Source organism: Chitinophaga sp. 22308 (assembly GCF_052045305.1).
GTDB lineage: Bacteria > Bacteroidota > Bacteroidia > Chitinophagales > Chitinophagaceae > Chitinophaga > Chitinophaga varians_A.
Window position 1 is genome coordinate 425,351 of record NZ_JBQEOP010000003.1, and the last position, 15,797, is coordinate 441,147.

17 protein-coding genes are annotated in these 15,797 nt (G+C 48.0%); all 17 read right to left on the reverse strand.

Going from position 1 to position 15,797, the window contains the following annotated elements:
- Positions 1 to 17: 17 nt before the first annotated feature.
- The 17 genes from ACTJJS_RS13445 to gldC all read right to left on the reverse strand — a co-directional run bounded on the left by ACTJJS_RS13445 (position 18) and on the right by gldC (position 15,782).
- The gene (locus ACTJJS_RS13445; protein ID WP_168871159.1) at positions 18 to 1,400 is read right to left on the reverse strand and encodes a Gfo/Idh/MocA family protein; all 1,383 of its coding nucleotides are present in this window, start codon (positions 1,398 to 1,400) and stop codon (positions 18 to 20) included.
- Positions 1,401 to 1,547: 147 nt separating this feature from the next.
- Positions 1,548 to 3,224 carry a S41 family peptidase gene (locus tag ACTJJS_RS13450; RefSeq protein WP_440664093.1) on the reverse strand — a complete coding sequence of 559 codons (1,677 nt, stop codon included), beginning with the start codon at positions 3,222 to 3,224 and terminating at the stop codon, positions 1,548 to 1,550.
- Between the two features lie 57 nt (positions 3,225 to 3,281).
- Positions 3,282 to 3,503, reverse strand: coding sequence for a membrane protein insertion efficiency factor YidD (gene yidD / locus ACTJJS_RS13455; RefSeq protein ID WP_078669980.1), 222 nt, complete (start codon positions 3,501 to 3,503; stop codon positions 3,282 to 3,284).
- 91 nt (positions 3,504 to 3,594) lie between these two features.
- Positions 3,595 to 3,993, reverse strand: coding sequence for a ribonuclease P protein component (locus ACTJJS_RS13460; protein WP_440664454.1), 399 nt, complete (start codon positions 3,991 to 3,993; stop codon positions 3,595 to 3,597).
- A 12-nt stretch (positions 3,994 to 4,005) separates the two neighbouring features.
- Positions 4,006 to 4,161, reverse strand: coding sequence for a 50S ribosomal protein L34 (gene rpmH, locus ACTJJS_RS13465; RefSeq protein ID WP_012788729.1), 156 nt, complete (start codon positions 4,159 to 4,161; stop codon positions 4,006 to 4,008).
- Between the two features lie 187 nt (positions 4,162 to 4,348).
- Positions 4,349 to 4,858, reverse strand: coding sequence for an OmpH family outer membrane protein (locus ACTJJS_RS13470; protein WP_168871157.1), 510 nt, complete (start codon positions 4,856 to 4,858; stop codon positions 4,349 to 4,351).
- Between the two features lie 61 nt (positions 4,859 to 4,919).
- On the reverse strand, positions 4,920 to 5,435 hold the full coding sequence (locus tag ACTJJS_RS13475; protein WP_168871156.1) for an OmpH family outer membrane protein: 516 nt from the start codon (positions 5,433 to 5,435) through the stop codon (positions 4,920 to 4,922).
- Between the two features lie 68 nt (positions 5,436 to 5,503).
- Positions 5,504 to 8,260, reverse strand: coding sequence for a BamA/OMP85 family outer membrane protein (locus tag ACTJJS_RS13480; protein ID WP_168871155.1), 2,757 nt, complete (start codon positions 8,258 to 8,260; stop codon positions 5,504 to 5,506).
- On the reverse strand, positions 8,241 to 9,002 hold the full coding sequence (locus tag ACTJJS_RS13485) for an isoprenyl transferase (RefSeq protein WP_343744732.1): 762 nt from the start codon (positions 9,000 to 9,002) through the stop codon (positions 8,241 to 8,243). Before ACTJJS_RS13485 ends, ACTJJS_RS13480 begins: the two co-directional genes overlap by 20 nt.
- 220 nt (positions 9,003 to 9,222) lie before the next feature.
- Positions 9,223 to 10,089, reverse strand: a complete 867-nt coding sequence (locus ACTJJS_RS13490; protein ID WP_440664095.1) for a DUF6089 family protein — start codon at positions 10,087 to 10,089, stop codon at positions 9,223 to 9,225.
- 170 nt (positions 10,090 to 10,259) lie between these two features.
- The gene (locus ACTJJS_RS13495; RefSeq protein ID WP_440664096.1) at positions 10,260 to 11,150 is read right to left on the reverse strand and encodes an NAD kinase; all 891 of its coding nucleotides are present in this window, start codon (positions 11,148 to 11,150) and stop codon (positions 10,260 to 10,262) included.
- Positions 11,151 to 11,168: 18 nt separating this feature from the next.
- The gene (locus ACTJJS_RS13500) at positions 11,169 to 12,608 is read right to left on the reverse strand and encodes a POTRA domain-containing protein (protein WP_343744731.1); all 1,440 of its coding nucleotides are present in this window, start codon (positions 12,606 to 12,608) and stop codon (positions 11,169 to 11,171) included.
- Between the two features lie 118 nt (positions 12,609 to 12,726).
- Positions 12,727 to 13,386: a CBS domain-containing protein gene (locus tag ACTJJS_RS13505; protein ID WP_440664097.1), complete on the reverse strand. Its 660-nt coding sequence runs from the start codon at positions 13,384 to 13,386 to the stop codon at positions 12,727 to 12,729.
- Positions 13,387 to 13,501: 115 nt separating this feature from the next.
- Positions 13,502 to 14,278, reverse strand: a complete 777-nt coding sequence (locus ACTJJS_RS13510) for an alpha/beta fold hydrolase (protein WP_168871149.1) — start codon at positions 14,276 to 14,278, stop codon at positions 13,502 to 13,504.
- A gap of 60 nt (positions 14,279 to 14,338) precedes the next feature.
- Positions 14,339 to 14,881: a CvpA family protein gene (locus tag ACTJJS_RS13515; protein ID WP_440664098.1), complete on the reverse strand. Its 543-nt coding sequence runs from the start codon at positions 14,879 to 14,881 to the stop codon at positions 14,339 to 14,341.
- Positions 14,882 to 14,955: 74 nt separating this feature from the next.
- Complete coding sequence (locus ACTJJS_RS13520) at positions 14,956 to 15,405, reverse strand: GatB/YqeY domain-containing protein (protein ID WP_168871147.1); 450 nt, start codon at positions 15,403 to 15,405, stop codon at positions 14,956 to 14,958.
- A 32-nt stretch (positions 15,406 to 15,437) separates the two neighbouring features.
- Positions 15,438 to 15,782, reverse strand: coding sequence for a gliding motility protein GldC (gldC, locus tag ACTJJS_RS13525; RefSeq protein ID WP_168871146.1), 345 nt, complete (start codon positions 15,780 to 15,782; stop codon positions 15,438 to 15,440).
- Positions 15,783 to 15,797 lie beyond the last annotated feature (15 nt).

The following is a 15,797-nucleotide window of genomic DNA, read 5'->3' on the forward strand; positions in this document are numbered from 1 at the left end:
GTTCACTTTTTTATGGATTATACAACTTTCAGGTTCTGTGGGTCCCACTGAATGATCTTATTGTTGAAATAACTTTCGTTACACAGTAACGCCGGAGCGGCCGCACGGAAACCGAACAACGGATCTTCCGCTACTTTACCGCCGGTGCGCATGGCATTGAACAGGTTGTAGAAGTGATCAAAATGTGCGCCTTTATAGCCTTTGTCCGCCTCATATACCATTTTATCGGGAGGCAACATCTCCGCACGGTGATAGGTATACGATTTGGCCGCATCGGCAGCAGCGTTGGCAGCGGCCAGCGGATCATTCTCGTCTACAGCTATCCGGTTGCGGTACAACGTTACACGGTCCCACTCTACTGTCATGGAGCCTTCGCTGCCTACCATGCGCAGGTAGTTGGTACCACCGGTACCGTCTACGAAGTTAACGCGGAGTGACAGGTTAAACGCAGGGTGGACCGCTGTTTCAGGATAATCGAACATGCCAAGCATGATATCCGGTACTTCACGGCCGTCTTTCCAGTAACGCAGGCCACCGGTAGCCATTACTTTATTAGGCCCGATGGAGCCGGTCACCAGGTGGAGGCTGGAGAACAGGTGTACGAACAGGTCGCCGGAAACGCCGGTACCATAGTCTTTATAATTACGCCAGCGGAAGAAACGCAGCGGGTCAAAAGCGCGCTTAGGGGCGTTTTTGAGGTAAGCGTCCCAGTCAACTGTTTTAGTGGAAGCATCAGCCGGAATAGGATACTGCCAGGCACCCGTGGGTGACATACGTGCCCAGAAACCTTCGGCGTAGTTCAGCTTGCCGATAGCGCCGTCTTTCAGCAGCTGCCGGGCTTTTTCGTTGCCCAGTGAGCTCATGCCCTGACTGCCTACCTGGTACACTACCTTGCCGTTTCTTTTCTGTGCCTCTACTACGGCAGGTCCTTCACTGACGTCGTGTACCATCGGCTTTTCGCAATAAACGGATTTGCCTTTGTTCATGGCTGCCACTGAAATGTCCTTATGCCAGAAGTCCGGCACTGCAATGATGACCGCGTCGATATCTTTACGGTCAAGGATTTCATTGTAGTTACGGGTCGTGAAAATATCATTGCCCCATTTCTTTTTGGCATCCGCCAGACGGCCGTCATACAGGTCACAGGCTGCCACCAGTTTCACACCAGGTACGGTGATAGCGGTGTTGGCATCTGCTGTGCCCATGCCGCCGGCGCCAATCAATGCCACCTGGATCTGGTCATTGGCACTGTACTTTTCGTTTAGTCGTGAGAGTGATTCAACGTTCCGTTTTCTGTCAGCTGCTGTAATGATGTTAGGCAATAAAGAAGCCCCCACCACACCTTTGGCAAATTTGCTGATAAAATGCCGGCGTGAGCTTTCGTTGGAATTTACTGGCATGTATATCTTTTTACTTTAATGGAAGAAATTGATGAATGCGTTTGTTAAAATATAAACAATAAATGGGAAATCATAATTTTAAACATACGAAAGCCTGCTCCGGACAAGGGAAGCAGGCTTTACGGTAATATTTTTATGCAGGCGGATTTACTTGCGGCTGGTGCTGAGTGCCTGTTTATATGCGGCAGGGTCGCGCAGCAGCGCTGCCGCAGTAGTTACCTCACGGTCCCATGCCAGCGACTTGGCAATGCGGCCATGCTGTGAATAATAACGGTTGGTGATCTCTTCTTCCAGCAGGCGTTTGATCTCGGTTTTATTTTTCAGGAGGTCCTGTTTCTTATCATGTTTCATCTTCTGCTCCAGCTGCTCCAGCTCTTTAGACACAGCATCGTAGTACTTTTCACGCTTTGCGGTGTTCTTGAAATTCTCCAAAGCATCTTCACTGCGGGTTTTATAACTGTAGTCCTTGTTGTCCAGGTAACGCTCGAAATCAGCAAACTCCTCGTCGGTAAGTGCGAAATCAGCTGCAGGCGCTATTTTGGGATGACTGTAATAGTAGTTGGTAGCATAGTCGAAGATGAACTGTTTGCGCAACAGGGTGGCAGACACCTGGCTGATATAGGTGGGAGACACCAGACTGTCCGGTTCAATACCGCCGCCGTCTTTTACCGTACGGCCGTTGGCGGTATGAAATGTTTTCTTCAGGGAATCGGGTACATAGTCCACGCTGCCATCATCATTGCGGTGGGAATAGTCGATAGCCTGTATACAGCGGCCGCTGGGCGTATAGTATTTGGCGGTAGTGACTTTCAGTTTGGTGTTATAAGGCAGCTGGCGGGTAGTTTGCACCAGGCCCTTGCCGTAGGAGCGCTGCCCGATCACCAGGCCCCTGTCGAGGTCCTGAACGGCCCCTGCCACGATTTCTGCGGCGGAAGCGGAAGAATGGTTGGTCAGCACAGCCAACGGAATATGTGTGTCCAGCGGTGTTTCAGATGTTTCGTAGTTGCGGTCCCAGTTTTTTACCTTGCCTTTGGTGCTTACTATCAGTTTGCTTTTGTCCACAAAAATATTGGACACTACCACCGCTTCGTCGAGCAGGCCGCCGGGGTTGCCGCGCAGGTCGAGTATCACGCCTTTCAGCCCTGGGTTGGCCTGTTTCAGTTGTTGGAAAGCGCTGCGTACCATGGCGCCGCTGTTTTCGGTGAACTGGGTCATCCGGATATAGGCGATGTCTTTACCTACCAGGCCGGAGTAGCTGACAGGTTTTACATTGATTTCCTCGCGTATGATTTTTTTGGGTGATTCCTTCCCTGATACCGGGTTCCTGAACAGGATATCGAGGGACGTGCCGGGAGCGCCTTTCAGCATTTTGCTGATATCTTCCTGCGGCGTGTCCTTCACTGATTTACCGTCCATGGTGACGATGATGTCGCCGGGCTTTACGCCGGCCTTGTCCATCGGACTGCCTTCATATACATCGGTGATGGTGGTCCACTCCCCGTTTTTATTGATGGAAGCGCCTACCCCGCCGTATTTACCGGTGGCCATGAACTTCAGGTCGTCCAGGTTCTCTTCGGTCACGAAATCGGTGAACGGGTCTGTTTCCTCAAGGATGGCTTCAATGCCACGATGCATTACTTTTTCCGGGGGCAGGTCGTCTACGTAGTAGGTGTTCAGCTCCCGGTAGAAGGCAGCGAAGATGTCCAGGTTTTTGGCGATCTGGAAGTAGCGGTCGCTTTCGTTATAGGCGAAGAGGCCGCCGGCGGTGACCAGCAGCAGCAGGGCCGCCAGTAATTTTTTTCTTTTATTCAAAAAAGCACGCATGCAAAGAGGGTATAAGATGAATGATGATGATCGTTGGCGCGTGGATACGGAACAGTGTCAGGGAACCGGATCATAACCGTGCCCTCCCCAGGGATGGCACGACAAAATACGTTTTATCGTGAGATAGCCACCTTTAAAAACGCCGTATTTCCGGAACGCTTCCAGTCCATATTGGGAGCAGGTGGGCGTATAGCGGCATTTGGCGCCCAGCAGCGGAGAAATCAGCCACTGATATACTTTGATCAGGAAAATAAACGGGTAACTTAACCAGCGCTTCATAGTAGCATCGCTTTTAGGCCAATAACCGGCAGGGGTGTCGGCTTTTAGTAAAACAACTTCCCAGCATTCCCTAAAAGCTAACAGCAACAGGCTAATAGCTATTCTTCAATTTCTCTAAAATTACCGAAATTTTGTGGTGCAGGGTAGAAAAATCCGCGATTTTTTTGTCGGTATAGACGAGGAAAACGGCCAGTTGACGGGATTCAGTGCGCAGGTGATCATATAATCCCTGCTTTTGGAGGCGCCAGGCTTCACGGGCGAGGCGTTTGATGCGGTTACGGTCCACCGCATGGGGAAAACGCCGGGAGGAGGCGCTAAAGCCCACCTGCACCGGATATTTATTTACCGGCAGCTCCTTGACGGGCAGGTAAATGATACGGAACGGGAAAACAGAAAACGCTTTTCCTTCACGAAAAAGCGTTTCAATAAGTTTTCTGCTCTTTAACCTTTCCTCTTTTGTAAAAGAATAAGTTTTTATGGCAAATAGTATTTAGCTACTGGATTATTTCAGCTTACGCTCGTCAGAAACAGTCAGCTTCTTACGACCTTTTGCTCTACGGGAAGCCAGTACCTTACGGCCGTTGGCAGTTTCCATTCTCTTTCTGAAGCCGTGAACGCTCTTTCTGCGTCTGTTATGCGGTTGAAAAGTACGTTTCATTTCTTTTTTATGTTTTTACCTGTACTATACTAAAAGATTCCCCTTGCGGAGACACTATTTTTAAAACGGAAGGCAAAGGTAGCAGAAATAATTCAAAAAGTAAAATAAATCCCAAAATACCTGTCTTCTGAATAAAAAATGGAATACAGCACAAGCCGTATTCCATCTCTTATATTAATAACGTTAATTATTTGATACCGAGTTTGGTTTTTACTGCAGGCAGCAGGTCGTCAGCAGAAGGAGACACCAGCAGCAGACCGGCAGAGCTGTCGATTACATAACCGTAACCTTTTTCTTTGGCAACATCTTCGATCGCTTTGCGGGCTTTATCGTAGATAGGTTTCAGCAGCTCCTGTTGTTTCTGCTGTACTTGCTGTTCAGCTCTTTCACGGTAGTCCTGGATACGTTTCTGAGCGTCCTGGATTTCACGGCCTTTGATTTCTTTCATATTTTCAGTCATGCTGGCCGCTTTGTCGTCGAATTCTTTTACTTTTTTAGTGTACTCGTCCACCATTGTTTTGCCCTCAGCTTCCAGGCTTTGTGCATAAGTCTGGAGATCAGTCTCTGCTTTTTTGGCTTCCGGCATGCTACCTACGAGCGCTTGCGCATTGATATGTGCTACTTTGGACTGGGCCATTGCATTCACGCTGAACAAACCGGTAACTGCTACGAAAGCAATAATTACGAACTTCTTCATGATGTTGTCTGTGTTTAAAAAAATTTTAATACTTATTAGTTAAAAAATAGGTACAAGATAATTATTTCTTTACGCCCAGCGATTTCAGTATTTCCTCGCTTTTATCCAGTTTAGGATCTGAGAAAATCACGGTAGTGCCGCCTGCCTTGTCCAGTACAAAGTCATACATTCTGCTCGCAGAAAGCTTCTGGACAGCATTGTAAATCTTGTCCTGGATCGGTTTTACCAGCTCTTCCCGCTTTTTAAACAGGTCCCCTTCATATCCGAAACGTTTCTTCTGCAGGTCCTTGGCTTCTTTCTCCTTTGCCACAATCTCGTCTTCCCGCTTGCGTTTCAGCTCTTCTGTGAGCATCACCTGCTCCGCCTGGTAAGACTTGTACATTTTATCCACTTCCTGGAACTTGACATCAATTTCTTTCTGCCATTGTTCCGCCACTGCATCCAGCTTTTTCTGGGAGTCCTTGTATTCAGGAATGCTCTCCAGGATATATTTGGTATCTATCACACAATAGCGCTGTGCACTCGCTGCACCTGCCATGGCCAGTACTAAGGCCGCTGTAATAAATATTTTCTTCATGCTACTATAGATTTTTGGCTTCCGGGGAAAACCGGTTAATCTTTGCAATATATAAATTTATTTCACAATTATTCTGGTTCAAAGCCGAGCATGAAGGTAAACTTAGCTGCATCCTTCAGGCCACCGCCGGGCTGGATACGGTCAAATCCTATACCATAATCAAATCCAAGCAGGCCAAACATCGGCAGATAAAAGCGCATACCTATACCAGCAGAGCGACGCAGCCTGAAAGGATTGTAATCCTGCATGTCGCGGTAACCGTTGGCCGCCTCTACGAAAGCCAGGCCAAAAATAGTGGAACTGGGGTTCAGGCTGAACGGATAACGAAGCTCCATCACATATTTGTTGAACACAGTAAACCCGCGGTAATCTGCCGGCTGGCCGGATTCAGGGTTCAGGCTCGGATCGGAGGTATAATACACCGGATAACCCCTCTGGGAGATGATATCACGGTCATAGATCGCAAAGTTGCTCAAACCATCGCCACCCAGCTCAAAGCGACCGAACGGAGACAGTGTTGTGCGGTTATTGTACCGGGAGATATAACCGAATTTGGCAGCTACCTTCAATACGAAAGTTTTGTTGTCGCTACCCATCGGACGGCTCAGGGGAACATACCATTCAGCATTGAAGCGGTATTTCTGGTACTCGATAAAATTAAACTGCTTGGAGATCGGATCTTTCGTATAGTCCTTGCCCGGGTCAAACACGGAGTACGGAGGCGTATACTGGGCAGACAGCATGAAGTTGGAACCACTGCGCGGGAAAATCTGCTGGTCAACAGAAGAACGCGCCAGGGTGAACTTCAGGTTAAGGTTATTGGAAGTACCGTTGTCAAAACCCGGGATACCAAAGTAGTTATAGTTCTTCAGCTTGTATTGTTGGTAGTTGACAGAATAAATCAGCGTGAAGAAGTCATCCGGCCATTTCAGCTGCTTACCGAGTGATACGGAAGCACCCAGCACTTTAAAGTGACCGTCGGTGGTAGTGCTGTTCTGATTATAAATATTCGCGTAGTAGTTGCTGTAGGCGTAAGGGTTCTGATAGCTGCTGTAGAAGCTAACGGAGAACTGGTTACGTTTTTTACCGCCCAGCCAGGGCTCTGTGAAGGAGAAGTTGTAAGAGCGGTATGCTTTACCGTTAGAAGATACGCGGACAGAGAGTTTCTGGCCGTCGCCGCTTGGCAGCGGGTCCCATGTTTCTTTACGGAAGATGTTACGCAGCGAGAAGTTGTTGAACGTTACACCCAGGGTACCGGTCAGACCGATATAACCACCCCAGCCGGCAGACAGCTCCAGCTGGTCATTGGCTTTCTCTTCCACGGTATAATCGATGTCCACTGTACCGTCGGCCACGTTAGGCACTGGGTTCATACCGATCTTCTCCGGGTTGAAGAAGCCAAGGTTGGCAATCTCACGGTTGGAACGGATCAGGTCAGCGCGGCTGAATTTTTCACCTGGGATGGTGCGCAGCTCACGGCGGATAACGTGTTCATTGGTTTTTTCGTTACCGGCAATACGTACTTCCTTGATGGTGGCCTGCGGTCCTTCACGCAAACGGATCTCATAATCGATGGTGTCGCCACGGATGCCGATTTCCACCGGGTCGATCTGGAAGAAGAGATAACCATAGTCCATGTAGTAGCCGGTGATATCGCCGCCTTCCTGGGACATTTGTTTACCCAGTCTCTTTTCCAGCAGTTCGAGGTTGTACACGTCTCCTTTTTTGATGCCGAGGATACGGGTCAGTACGGAGTCGCTGTAACGGGTATTGCCTTTCCAGGTGATATCGCCGAAATAGTATTTTTTACCTTCGGAGACAGCCAGGTCGATATTCAGGTTGCTGGCGCTGGACTTATAGGTAGTGTCCTTGAGAATGAGCGCGTCCCTGTAACCTTTGGAGTTATAGTAGCTTACTACTTTGCCTTTATCTTCGAGGTATTTGGATTCATTGAATTTGGCAGAGCTGAAGAGTTTAAAGCGGAAGTAAGGGTCCAGCTTGTCCAGTGCGCGGGTCGGCTGCAGGAAACCATAGGTTTTCCAGAAGTCGTCCGGCTGGGCCAGAGAATCCACATACACCTGTTTGGTATCAGGGTACAGGGTGAAGCGGGTGCGTTCTTTGGTGCCCTTCATTCTCTTTTTCAGCTTGGAATCGGGGATATTGTAGTTGCCAACGAAGTTAATGTTGTCGATACGTACCTTGTTGCCTTTATTCACGTAAAAAACGAGGCCCATGGAGTTTACCTGGCCGCTGTCCTTTCTTTCTTCTGTTCTTACGGTAGCGTTGCCGAAACCTTTGTCGGCATAAAATTTATGGACCACGCCGATCACGTTCTGTTTCAGGGCGGGAGTTACCACAGTGCCTTTGCGAAGGCCTGCTTTGGTGGCGATATCGTCAGCTTCTGTTTTTTTGATGCCTTTGAACTGAAAGCTGTTCATACGGGGCATTTCCGTCAGGCCGATTTCCAGCCAGATTTTACCATCTTCGATTTTGGTAACGTAGATGGTGACGTCAGCGAAGAGGCGCTGGGACCAGAGGCTTTGGATAGCTTTGGTAAACTGGTCTCCCCCGGGGTATACCACCTTATCGCCTACACTGAGGCCGGAGAGTGACAGCAGTAATGCTTTATCCAGGTATTGGGTACCGGCAACGGTGATATCTGCAATTTCGTACTGTTGCGGATTAGCCATGCTCGGGGAAATTGCCGGCGGATTAGCGGGTGGCTGCACAGGAGGTACGGTATCTTTCTGTTGAGCGGATACACGTATGCCTGCACTGCAACATAATGCTATAGCCAGAAGGCCCTTAGGAAATAATTTCTTCATTCTGCTGAATTTGTTCGCTTGTTTTGCCAAAGCGCCGTTCTCTGGTTTGATAATTTAAGATGGCTTGGTAAAGATGTTCATTGCGGAAGTCCGGCCAACGGGTTTCTGTAAAGTACAGTTCCGCGTAAGCCAGTTGATATAGCAGGAAATTGCTGATCCGGCATTCTCCACTGGTACGGATCATTAATTCCGGGTCGGGCAATCCTGCAGTACAGAGATATTTTTCCCATACATCCGGCGTTACGGAAGCCGGGTCGAGGGTTCCTTTCTTCACATCCAGAGCGATTTTCTGGGCAGCATTCACGATTTCCCAACGGGCACTGTAGCTGAGGGCCATGATAAGATTAAGGCCGGTATTGTGGCTCGTAAGGGCAATAGCCTCTTCCATTTCCTGTTGGGCCTGGGGAGGCAGCATGCTCATGTCTCCGATGACACTCAGTCTGATATTATTTTTGGATAAAGTCCCTACCTCCTTCCGGATGGTATTTACGAGCAATTCCATAATACCGTTCACCTCGTAAACGGGGCGGTCCCAGTTTTCAGTAGAGAAAGCATACAGGGTCAGGTAGCCTATTCCAAGTTCTGCACAGGTTTCTACGATATTGCGCACACTTTCCACGCCTTCGTGATGCCCATACAGCCTGTCTTGTCCACGCTCCTTAGCCCAACGGCCATTACCGTCCATGATGATGGCAATGTGACGGGGTAACCGTTGTAAGTCTAATTTATCCTTCAAGCTCATTTTGTGTCAGGCGTATTATATCAGTTTATACAGATTTACTAAAAGTGTGCAAAGATACAAAAATAGAGCAATGACTTTTTTAGCAAAGCTTGACCCCCTGTTTTAACGTAGTTTTAACAGCGAATTCAATACCAGCGGGGATTTTCGGGAATTTCGGCGGTAGAACCGGGCTATCTGGAGGCAAGAAACGCCGGCCCGTAGAAAGTATTTTAACGGTAAATTAAAATTTACAGTTGTAGGAGGTGAACAGGATGCTAATGGAAAGCTCTATGGTCACAAACTGGTCCTTGTCGCGGCTGTTGCCCCGCTGACGGCCGGTAACCCCAATAGGCTCACCGGTCACGTACGACCGGTCCTGCAGCCGGTAGGCCACACTGGGCTGCCCGTTAGACAATGCCGGAAATGCCCCCGGCCCTGCATAAGTGGTGCTCACGTCATCCAGATAGTCTGTCTGCGTAAAACGGTACAATGCTTCCAGGCCCACATTCACTTTTTTTGAAATATTATACTTGAAGCCTCCACCGATCAGGAAGGCGTAAGAGACAAGGCTGTAAGGCTTACGGTCGGGATAAAGGGCCGTTCCCTGCCCTTCCGTACGCATGGGCTGCAGATAGTATTTAACCCCGTCCATATAGGCGTAGGGGTTAAAATGGAAAATACTGGCGCCGCCGGACAAATACGGGGAAAAACGATGGTCCAGCGACCCCGGCTCAAACTTGAAAAAATTAAAGTCGCCCTGCAGGGCCAGCTCAACTACATTGGTATTAAAACTGAGGTTCCTGCGACGCTCAAATTCATTTTTATTATATGCGTCTGAATAACCCAGTTGCAAAAACCGGGCATGGGCACGCACGCCCACATATTCGTTCAGGTATTTGCGATAGTAAACACCTACTGCCGGCTTGATAGTATTCAAAGCCCCCCTGGTATTCAAATCCCCGAAATATTGCGCCCCCCCGATCGATATTCCCAACTCCCCGACATATTCCAGTTCATTTTGTGCTTTCGCTTCATTGGCCAACAGGCAAATGATCGCCAACAGGAACGATAGCACGAAGTTTTTAGGATATAAAAAAGGTTTCAGCATAAATCAGTTCTACTTAAACGCAATAATGCCGGATTTATTTAATGTGTGACCGATGATTTATGCTAACAGCTTGCTTCTCAAATCACTTCACAGGCACAATTGAATTTACAGTCAACAGGCAATATATTTGTAAATGTAGGAATATATTTAACAAATATTATATCCGGCACTCATATTTTGATACGGTTCCGGGCATCGATACCCCAAAGCAGTTTATTGCGGAGGGTATGGAGGAAATTACTTTCATCGAGCCGTAACAGGCTGATTTTGAACCGCTCTTTTTTAATGGCCAGCTGCACGGAACTGTCAATGGTTTCCATACGGCTGTCGAGCGTACACAGGAACTGGTCGCTCCGGCCTTCCACCTCAAAAGAAATGACGCTTTCATTAGGAACAATAATAGGGCGCACATTGAGGTTATGCGGCGCCACCGGCGTGATCACAAAATTGCCGGCATCCGGAAACACGATCGGACCACCGCAACTCAGGGAATAACCGGTAGACCCGGTGGGTGTGGACACGATCAGTCCATCTGCCCAATAAGTGTTCAGAAACTCGCCGTTCAGGTATGTGTGGATCTTCACCATCGCGGAAGTATCCTTCTTATGGATGGTAAATTCATTTAATGCATACGGAATTTCGCCAAACAGCGGCACATTGGCGTCCAGGTGGATCAGCGACCGCTGGTCTACCATGTACGTACGGTCCAGCAGCGCCTGTACCAGTGCATGAATCTCGTCTTTACCAATGCTGGCTAAAAAGCCCAGCCGTCCGAAGTTGATCCCGATTACCGGGATATTGGTGTCACGCACGTAACACACAGTGTCCAGCAGGGTACCGTCGCCGCCAAGGCTCATCAAAAAGTCTATTTTTCCCGGCAGGTCTTCTGCACAGGAAAACAGGGCAGGTTCCTGATCAAAAGGAATATACTGTACCAGGATGCGGTAAAACGGTTCGTAAAAAGTAGCGGTGATCTCCGCGCGCTGTAATTCATCCAGCAACAACCGGATGTTTGCTATATCTTCTGAAATAAATCCCCTGCTATAAAGAGCAACCTGCATAATGAACACTTTTTTTGACTACATATCTACACTGGTGTGTAAAAATAGTCCTTTTTGCCCTAACTGGTTAACGCTGTACTCTATACGCAGACAGGTGTCATAGAAAGAAACAATATCGAGGCCTATGCCACCGGTATACAGAAAGCGGTTGTTGAGAAAACCGTTGCCCGGGAACTTGGTATAGGCATAACCCGCGTCACCAAAGGTTTTGGCCAGGATACGCACAGGCACGGTATTGAATTTTTTAGGCACAATGGGCAGCTTGATTTTAAAAGACACCAGCTCCTGCCGCAGCGTGGATTTCAGTATGGCAAAACTGGTACCGTCCACCACGTAGTACTCGAGCCCCCGAAGGTAATCATCCCCATATCCCAGTGCCTGCCGGTTAATATAAGGCTGGTCGTCCGAAAGCTTCACCTGTCCGCGCATTCCCAGCGATAAAAAGGTTTTGCGGTGCACCTGCCAGTATTTGGTGAAATTGAGCCGGAAGCGGACATCGTCTATATCGCTCAGTGGCCCGATTCCCCTTTTGCCGGCTTCTCCCAGGATGCTGATACCTTTAAGGGGATATATCCAGCTGTCTGCCTTTATGTAGGTAAAGCGATAGGTCAGATCGATAAAACGTACGCTGGTGCGACCTTTTCCAAGATAATCCGGACTGAGAATGGCTACCGAATCGGCCACCTTTTCATAGTTGTAATTAAGAAATACCTGGTGCCGTGCATTAATGGCCTTGCGGTAACTGTAGCGCAGCCCGATCACGTATGCCTGCCGCAGATATTCATCGTCCTTTTTAAAGAACTGCTGTTTATCATTGCTGGTGGCATTGTTCACCTCACGGTTACGGCTATATGAAAACAGAATTCCCAGTCCGTGACGGAAACCTTTGTCAATATACGGCAGGTTATAGGCGAGTGATATTTTTTGGGTATAGCCGAACTGGAGCGTCGCGTCGAGGCCGTCGTTACGGCCGGTCAGGTTTTCCTGCATGCCTTTCACGCCCAGATTGAGGCGGTTGAACTTATGTCCTTTTTCCACCCACCACTGGTTGAAGTTACGGTCTGCCAGTTTGAAGATGGGGAATGCGAACGTGTACCATCGTTCCCATACTTCAAATACGAGATCTGCACTATGGCCCTCCCAGTTTTTGACGTTGGCAGTGACATTGAGGAAAAGGGAAGTATTGAGTAGCTGTTTGCGGCGCTCTTCCAGCGTTTCAGCCAGATCTTTCAGGTAGATGGTATCTCCCGGCACAGTACTGATTTCCCTGAGTATGATGGAGGTACGGGTTTTCTTGTTACCGATAATAACGATATTTCGGACAACCAGGTAGCCGGAATCCTGCACCAGTGCTGTAGCACCTTCTCCCTCCCCTCTTAGCCGGCCTTCGGCCGTGCCGGATAATCCGATGCCGAGCAGGCATATGATTCCCAGCAAGTAATAACAGCATCTCAGCATTGTAGGCGTCTCTGATTTAGAAAATTCTAAAGTTATTTTAAATGTGTGTCCTTATCATGGAAGATAACGAACCCCTTTAAAATAATCAACAAATAACCGGAAAATTAATGTGACGGCCTTACATACTGATATAATTCATCAGCAGGTCGTAATTCTTTTTGAGCAGGTCTTCTTCCTGTTCTTCAGAAAAGATGTATTTGATGGTGTAGTTAAACCGTTCATAGGTGGCCACGAGGGAGTGCAGCTCCTGACGGTTGGTTTTCAGCAGTACTTCCAGTTTACCGGACGGATCGGTCATCGTGTTCACGCTGAGCAGCGTTACATCATTGGATTCGGCGATACGGGCGATTTCACTGAGGCTATAGTCCCTGGGGTCCATTTCCAGGGCCAGGATGCCACCGGCCTCCTTGACACCGTTATACTGTGCCAGGGCTGCCAACAGGTTATCTTTGGTGATGATGCCCAGGTAGTCGTTTTCTTTCGTAACGACGGGCAGTACAGACAATTTGAATTCGTAAAATAACTTCAGCGCCTCAAAGAGATGGGCGCCTTCCTGGATGGCAGGGCGGTTGGCGCCGTTATATTGTATGGATTCCAGTTTTATTTCCTGCTCCTCCAGGTCCATGATCTGATCTTCCTCTACCAGCGACATGTACTTATTTTCCACTACCATTGGCAATTGCGTAAGATGATATTCATTCATCAGGCGCAATGCCTTGGCACCTGCATCCGAAGGTTGCAGAATTGGCACGGTGGATATGAGTTCTCTGGCGGTCATTTTCGTGTATTCTTACACAATAATAACAAGAATCTTCCAACAGAAAAAGAAATTACGCGTACAGGCTGTCAGCCGCACCTGCAGAGGGCGGTGAATAGGCTTTCACGGCTTAATTTTAAGCGTTTGGCTGTGTTTTCAGTCTTTCCAGGAAAGCGTGCAGAATCTTGTTAAATTCATCAGGGACTTCCATCATGGGCGCATGGCCGCATTTATCGATAAATTCAAGTTCAGAATTAGGTATAAGCTTTTGGAACTCTTCACCTACCATAGGAGGTGTAACGGTATCATTGCGGCCCCAGATCAACAGTGTAGGTTGTTTAATATCCTTCAGTTCATCGCCCAGGTTGTGTCGGATAGCAGATTTCGCGAGCGTAATGATTTTGATTACTTTCAGGCGGTTGTTCACAATTTCAAACATCTCATCTACCAGTTCCTTGGTAGCAATCTTGGGATCATAGAAAGTAAGCTCCGCTTTTTTACGGATGTATTCATAGTCCCCTCTTTTAGGGTAAGTTTCGCCCATTCCGTTTTCAAACAGGCCGGAGCTACCGGTGAGTATCAGCGACTTAACTGGCGCTTCCGGGTGTTTCAGCAGGTATACCAGCGCCACATGGCCACCGAGGGAGTTGCCCAGCAGGTGTATGTTCTGATAGCCTCTGGTTTCAATAAACTTATGCACAAACTTCGCCAGCCCGCCAACAGACGTTTCCAGGATGTTTAAATCATATAAGGGCAACATGGGTATCACGACCTTGTTATATTGCCGGAAATACTCGATCATGTGCGAGAAATTGCTCAAAGCACCAAAAAGTCCATGCAATAATACCAGTGGTTCTCCTTCTCCTTCTTCTATATAGTTAAACTTACCCTGTGTTTTGATTTCGTAATCCATTGCCAAATCTTGAAAGTCAATTTTACGCTAAAATAATTCTTTTTATTAATCTAAATATTGTCAGGCCGGTTGCAACTGCCGGGCAGCCTTATCAAAGAAAGCCTGCAACTGGGAGAAAATGTCTTTAAAAACAGGTATCCAGTCGCCCATGTGGTCCAATACCCACGGGCCAATAGGTTCGATATAAGGATATATTACTGATTGGAGTTTGGTTTCCGGGCTCAACAGATAAATCTGGTTGGCCATCCACAGTACCACACTGTAAATAATCGTAAATATCAGGGCATACAACACGATACCGCCCAGCCGGTTCAGCCATCCCATCATGACCATCTCCACCAGCTTTTGCAGGGCTCCTGCGCCCAACCGTACCAATAATACCACTCCCACAAAAAGACAAACGAAACAAAGTACAGGGACCCACCGGGAATGAACATCCCACCGTTGCTGGACTTGCAGGGCCGTTACCGCGGAAAGTTTGAGGGCTACCGCCATTCCCAGCGTTACGGCGATCAGCGAAAATACCGCCACTATCAATCCCCGGGTATATCCCTTGTAAAGGGCGAATACCATGATAATGGCAAAAACGATATCAATCGACAAACTAATACATTTGATTATTTTAATATTGGTTTACTTAACCATTTTGAAAATGATTAAATAAACCAATATTAAAATTATTTAAGGAGTTCTTTCACCATAGCGGAGATGGCCTTGCCATCAGCTTTACCGGCCAGTTGTTTGGTGGCCGCGCCCATCACCTTGCCCATATCGGCAGGGGAAGAGGCGCCTACAGACGCAATAATGTCTGCCAGGGCAACTCTTAATTCATCTTCGGTCATTTGTTTGGGCAGGAAACGCTCAATTACTTCCAGTTCCTCTTCTTCCTTCTTTGCCAGGTCCTCGCGGTTCTGCTGACGGAAAATCTCGAGAGAATCTTTCCGTTGTTTGGCCAGTTTCTGCAGCAGTTTGCTCTCATCGGCTTCTGTCAGCTCACCGGTGCTGCCTTCTGCCGTCTTGGCCAGCAGGATGGCCGCCTTGATGGCACGCAGCGCACGCAGGTCTGCTTCTTTTTTGCCCAGCATCGCCGTTTTGATCTCGGCATTGATGTTTGTTTCTAAAGACATATGTGGTTACGTTTAATGGATAATCTGATAGATTATTTGGTTTCTGCCTGTTGTTTCTCCTGGAATTTTTTGAAGAAGTCCCTTGCGAAGGTTTTAAACTCCTCACCCTGGTCACGGTAATTGGTAGCGCGAACATAGGTATCGGCCATGGTCATCATCGTCTGAAAGAAGAAATCAGCCATTTCGTCTACCATCATGTCTTTTGTCCACAGGTCGATCCGCAGGGCGGCTTTTTCTGCCGGGTCCCAGAAAGACACCATCATGGCTTTCGCCTTCATCATACGGTCTTCCTTATTATCGGTAGCGCTCCACTCAATCGTTTCCGGCACTTTATTTTCGTCCAGACCCACCTGGATCTGTATGTTTTTCTTACTCATGTTTTTTTATTAAAG

Bases quoted from the DNA above. Each gene is read 5' to 3' on its own strand.
- ACTJJS_RS13445 (WP_168871159.1), bottom strand. From the start codon at position 1,400: ATGCCAGTAAATTCCAACGAAAGCTCACGCCGGCATTTTATCAGCAAA.
- ACTJJS_RS13450 (WP_440664093.1), bottom strand. From the start codon at position 3,224: ATGCGTGCTTTTTTGAATAAAAGAAAAAAATTACTGGCGGCCCTGCTG.
- yidD (WP_078669980.1), bottom strand. From the start codon at position 3,503: ATGAAGCGCTGGTTAAGTTACCCGTTTATTTTCCTGATCAAAGTATAT.
- rpmH (WP_012788729.1), bottom strand. From the start codon at position 4,161: ATGAAACGTACTTTTCAACCGCATAACAGACGCAGAAAGAGCGTTCAC.
- ACTJJS_RS13470 (WP_168871157.1), bottom strand. From the start codon at position 4,858: ATGAAGAAGTTCGTAATTATTGCTTTCGTAGCAGTTACCGGTTTGTTC.
- ACTJJS_RS13475 (WP_168871156.1), bottom strand. From the start codon at position 5,435: ATGAAGAAAATATTTATTACAGCGGCCTTAGTACTGGCCATGGCAGGT.
- ACTJJS_RS13480 (WP_168871155.1), bottom strand. From the start codon at position 8,260: ATGAAGAAATTATTTCCTAAGGGCCTTCTGGCTATAGCATTATGTTGC.
- ACTJJS_RS13485 (WP_343744732.1), bottom strand. From the start codon at position 9,002: ATGAGCTTGAAGGATAAATTAGACTTACAACGGTTACCCCGTCACATT.
- ACTJJS_RS13490 (WP_440664095.1), bottom strand. From the start codon at position 10,089: ATGCTGAAACCTTTTTTATATCCTAAAAACTTCGTGCTATCGTTCCTG.
- ACTJJS_RS13495 (WP_440664096.1), bottom strand. From the start codon at position 11,150: ATGCAGGTTGCTCTTTATAGCAGGGGATTTATTTCAGAAGATATAGCA.
- ACTJJS_RS13500 (WP_343744731.1), bottom strand. From the start codon at position 12,608: ATGCTGAGATGCTGTTATTACTTGCTGGGAATCATATGCCTGCTCGGC.
- ACTJJS_RS13505 (WP_440664097.1), bottom strand. From the start codon at position 13,386: ATGACCGCCAGAGAACTCATATCCACCGTGCCAATTCTGCAACCTTCG.
- ACTJJS_RS13510 (WP_168871149.1), bottom strand. From the start codon at position 14,278: ATGGATTACGAAATCAAAACACAGGGTAAGTTTAACTATATAGAAGAA.
- ACTJJS_RS13520 (WP_168871147.1), bottom strand. From the start codon at position 15,405: ATGTCTTTAGAAACAAACATCAATGCCGAGATCAAAACGGCGATGCTG.
- gldC (WP_168871146.1), bottom strand. From the start codon at position 15,782: ATGAGTAAGAAAAACATACAGATCCAGGTGGGTCTGGACGAAAATAAA.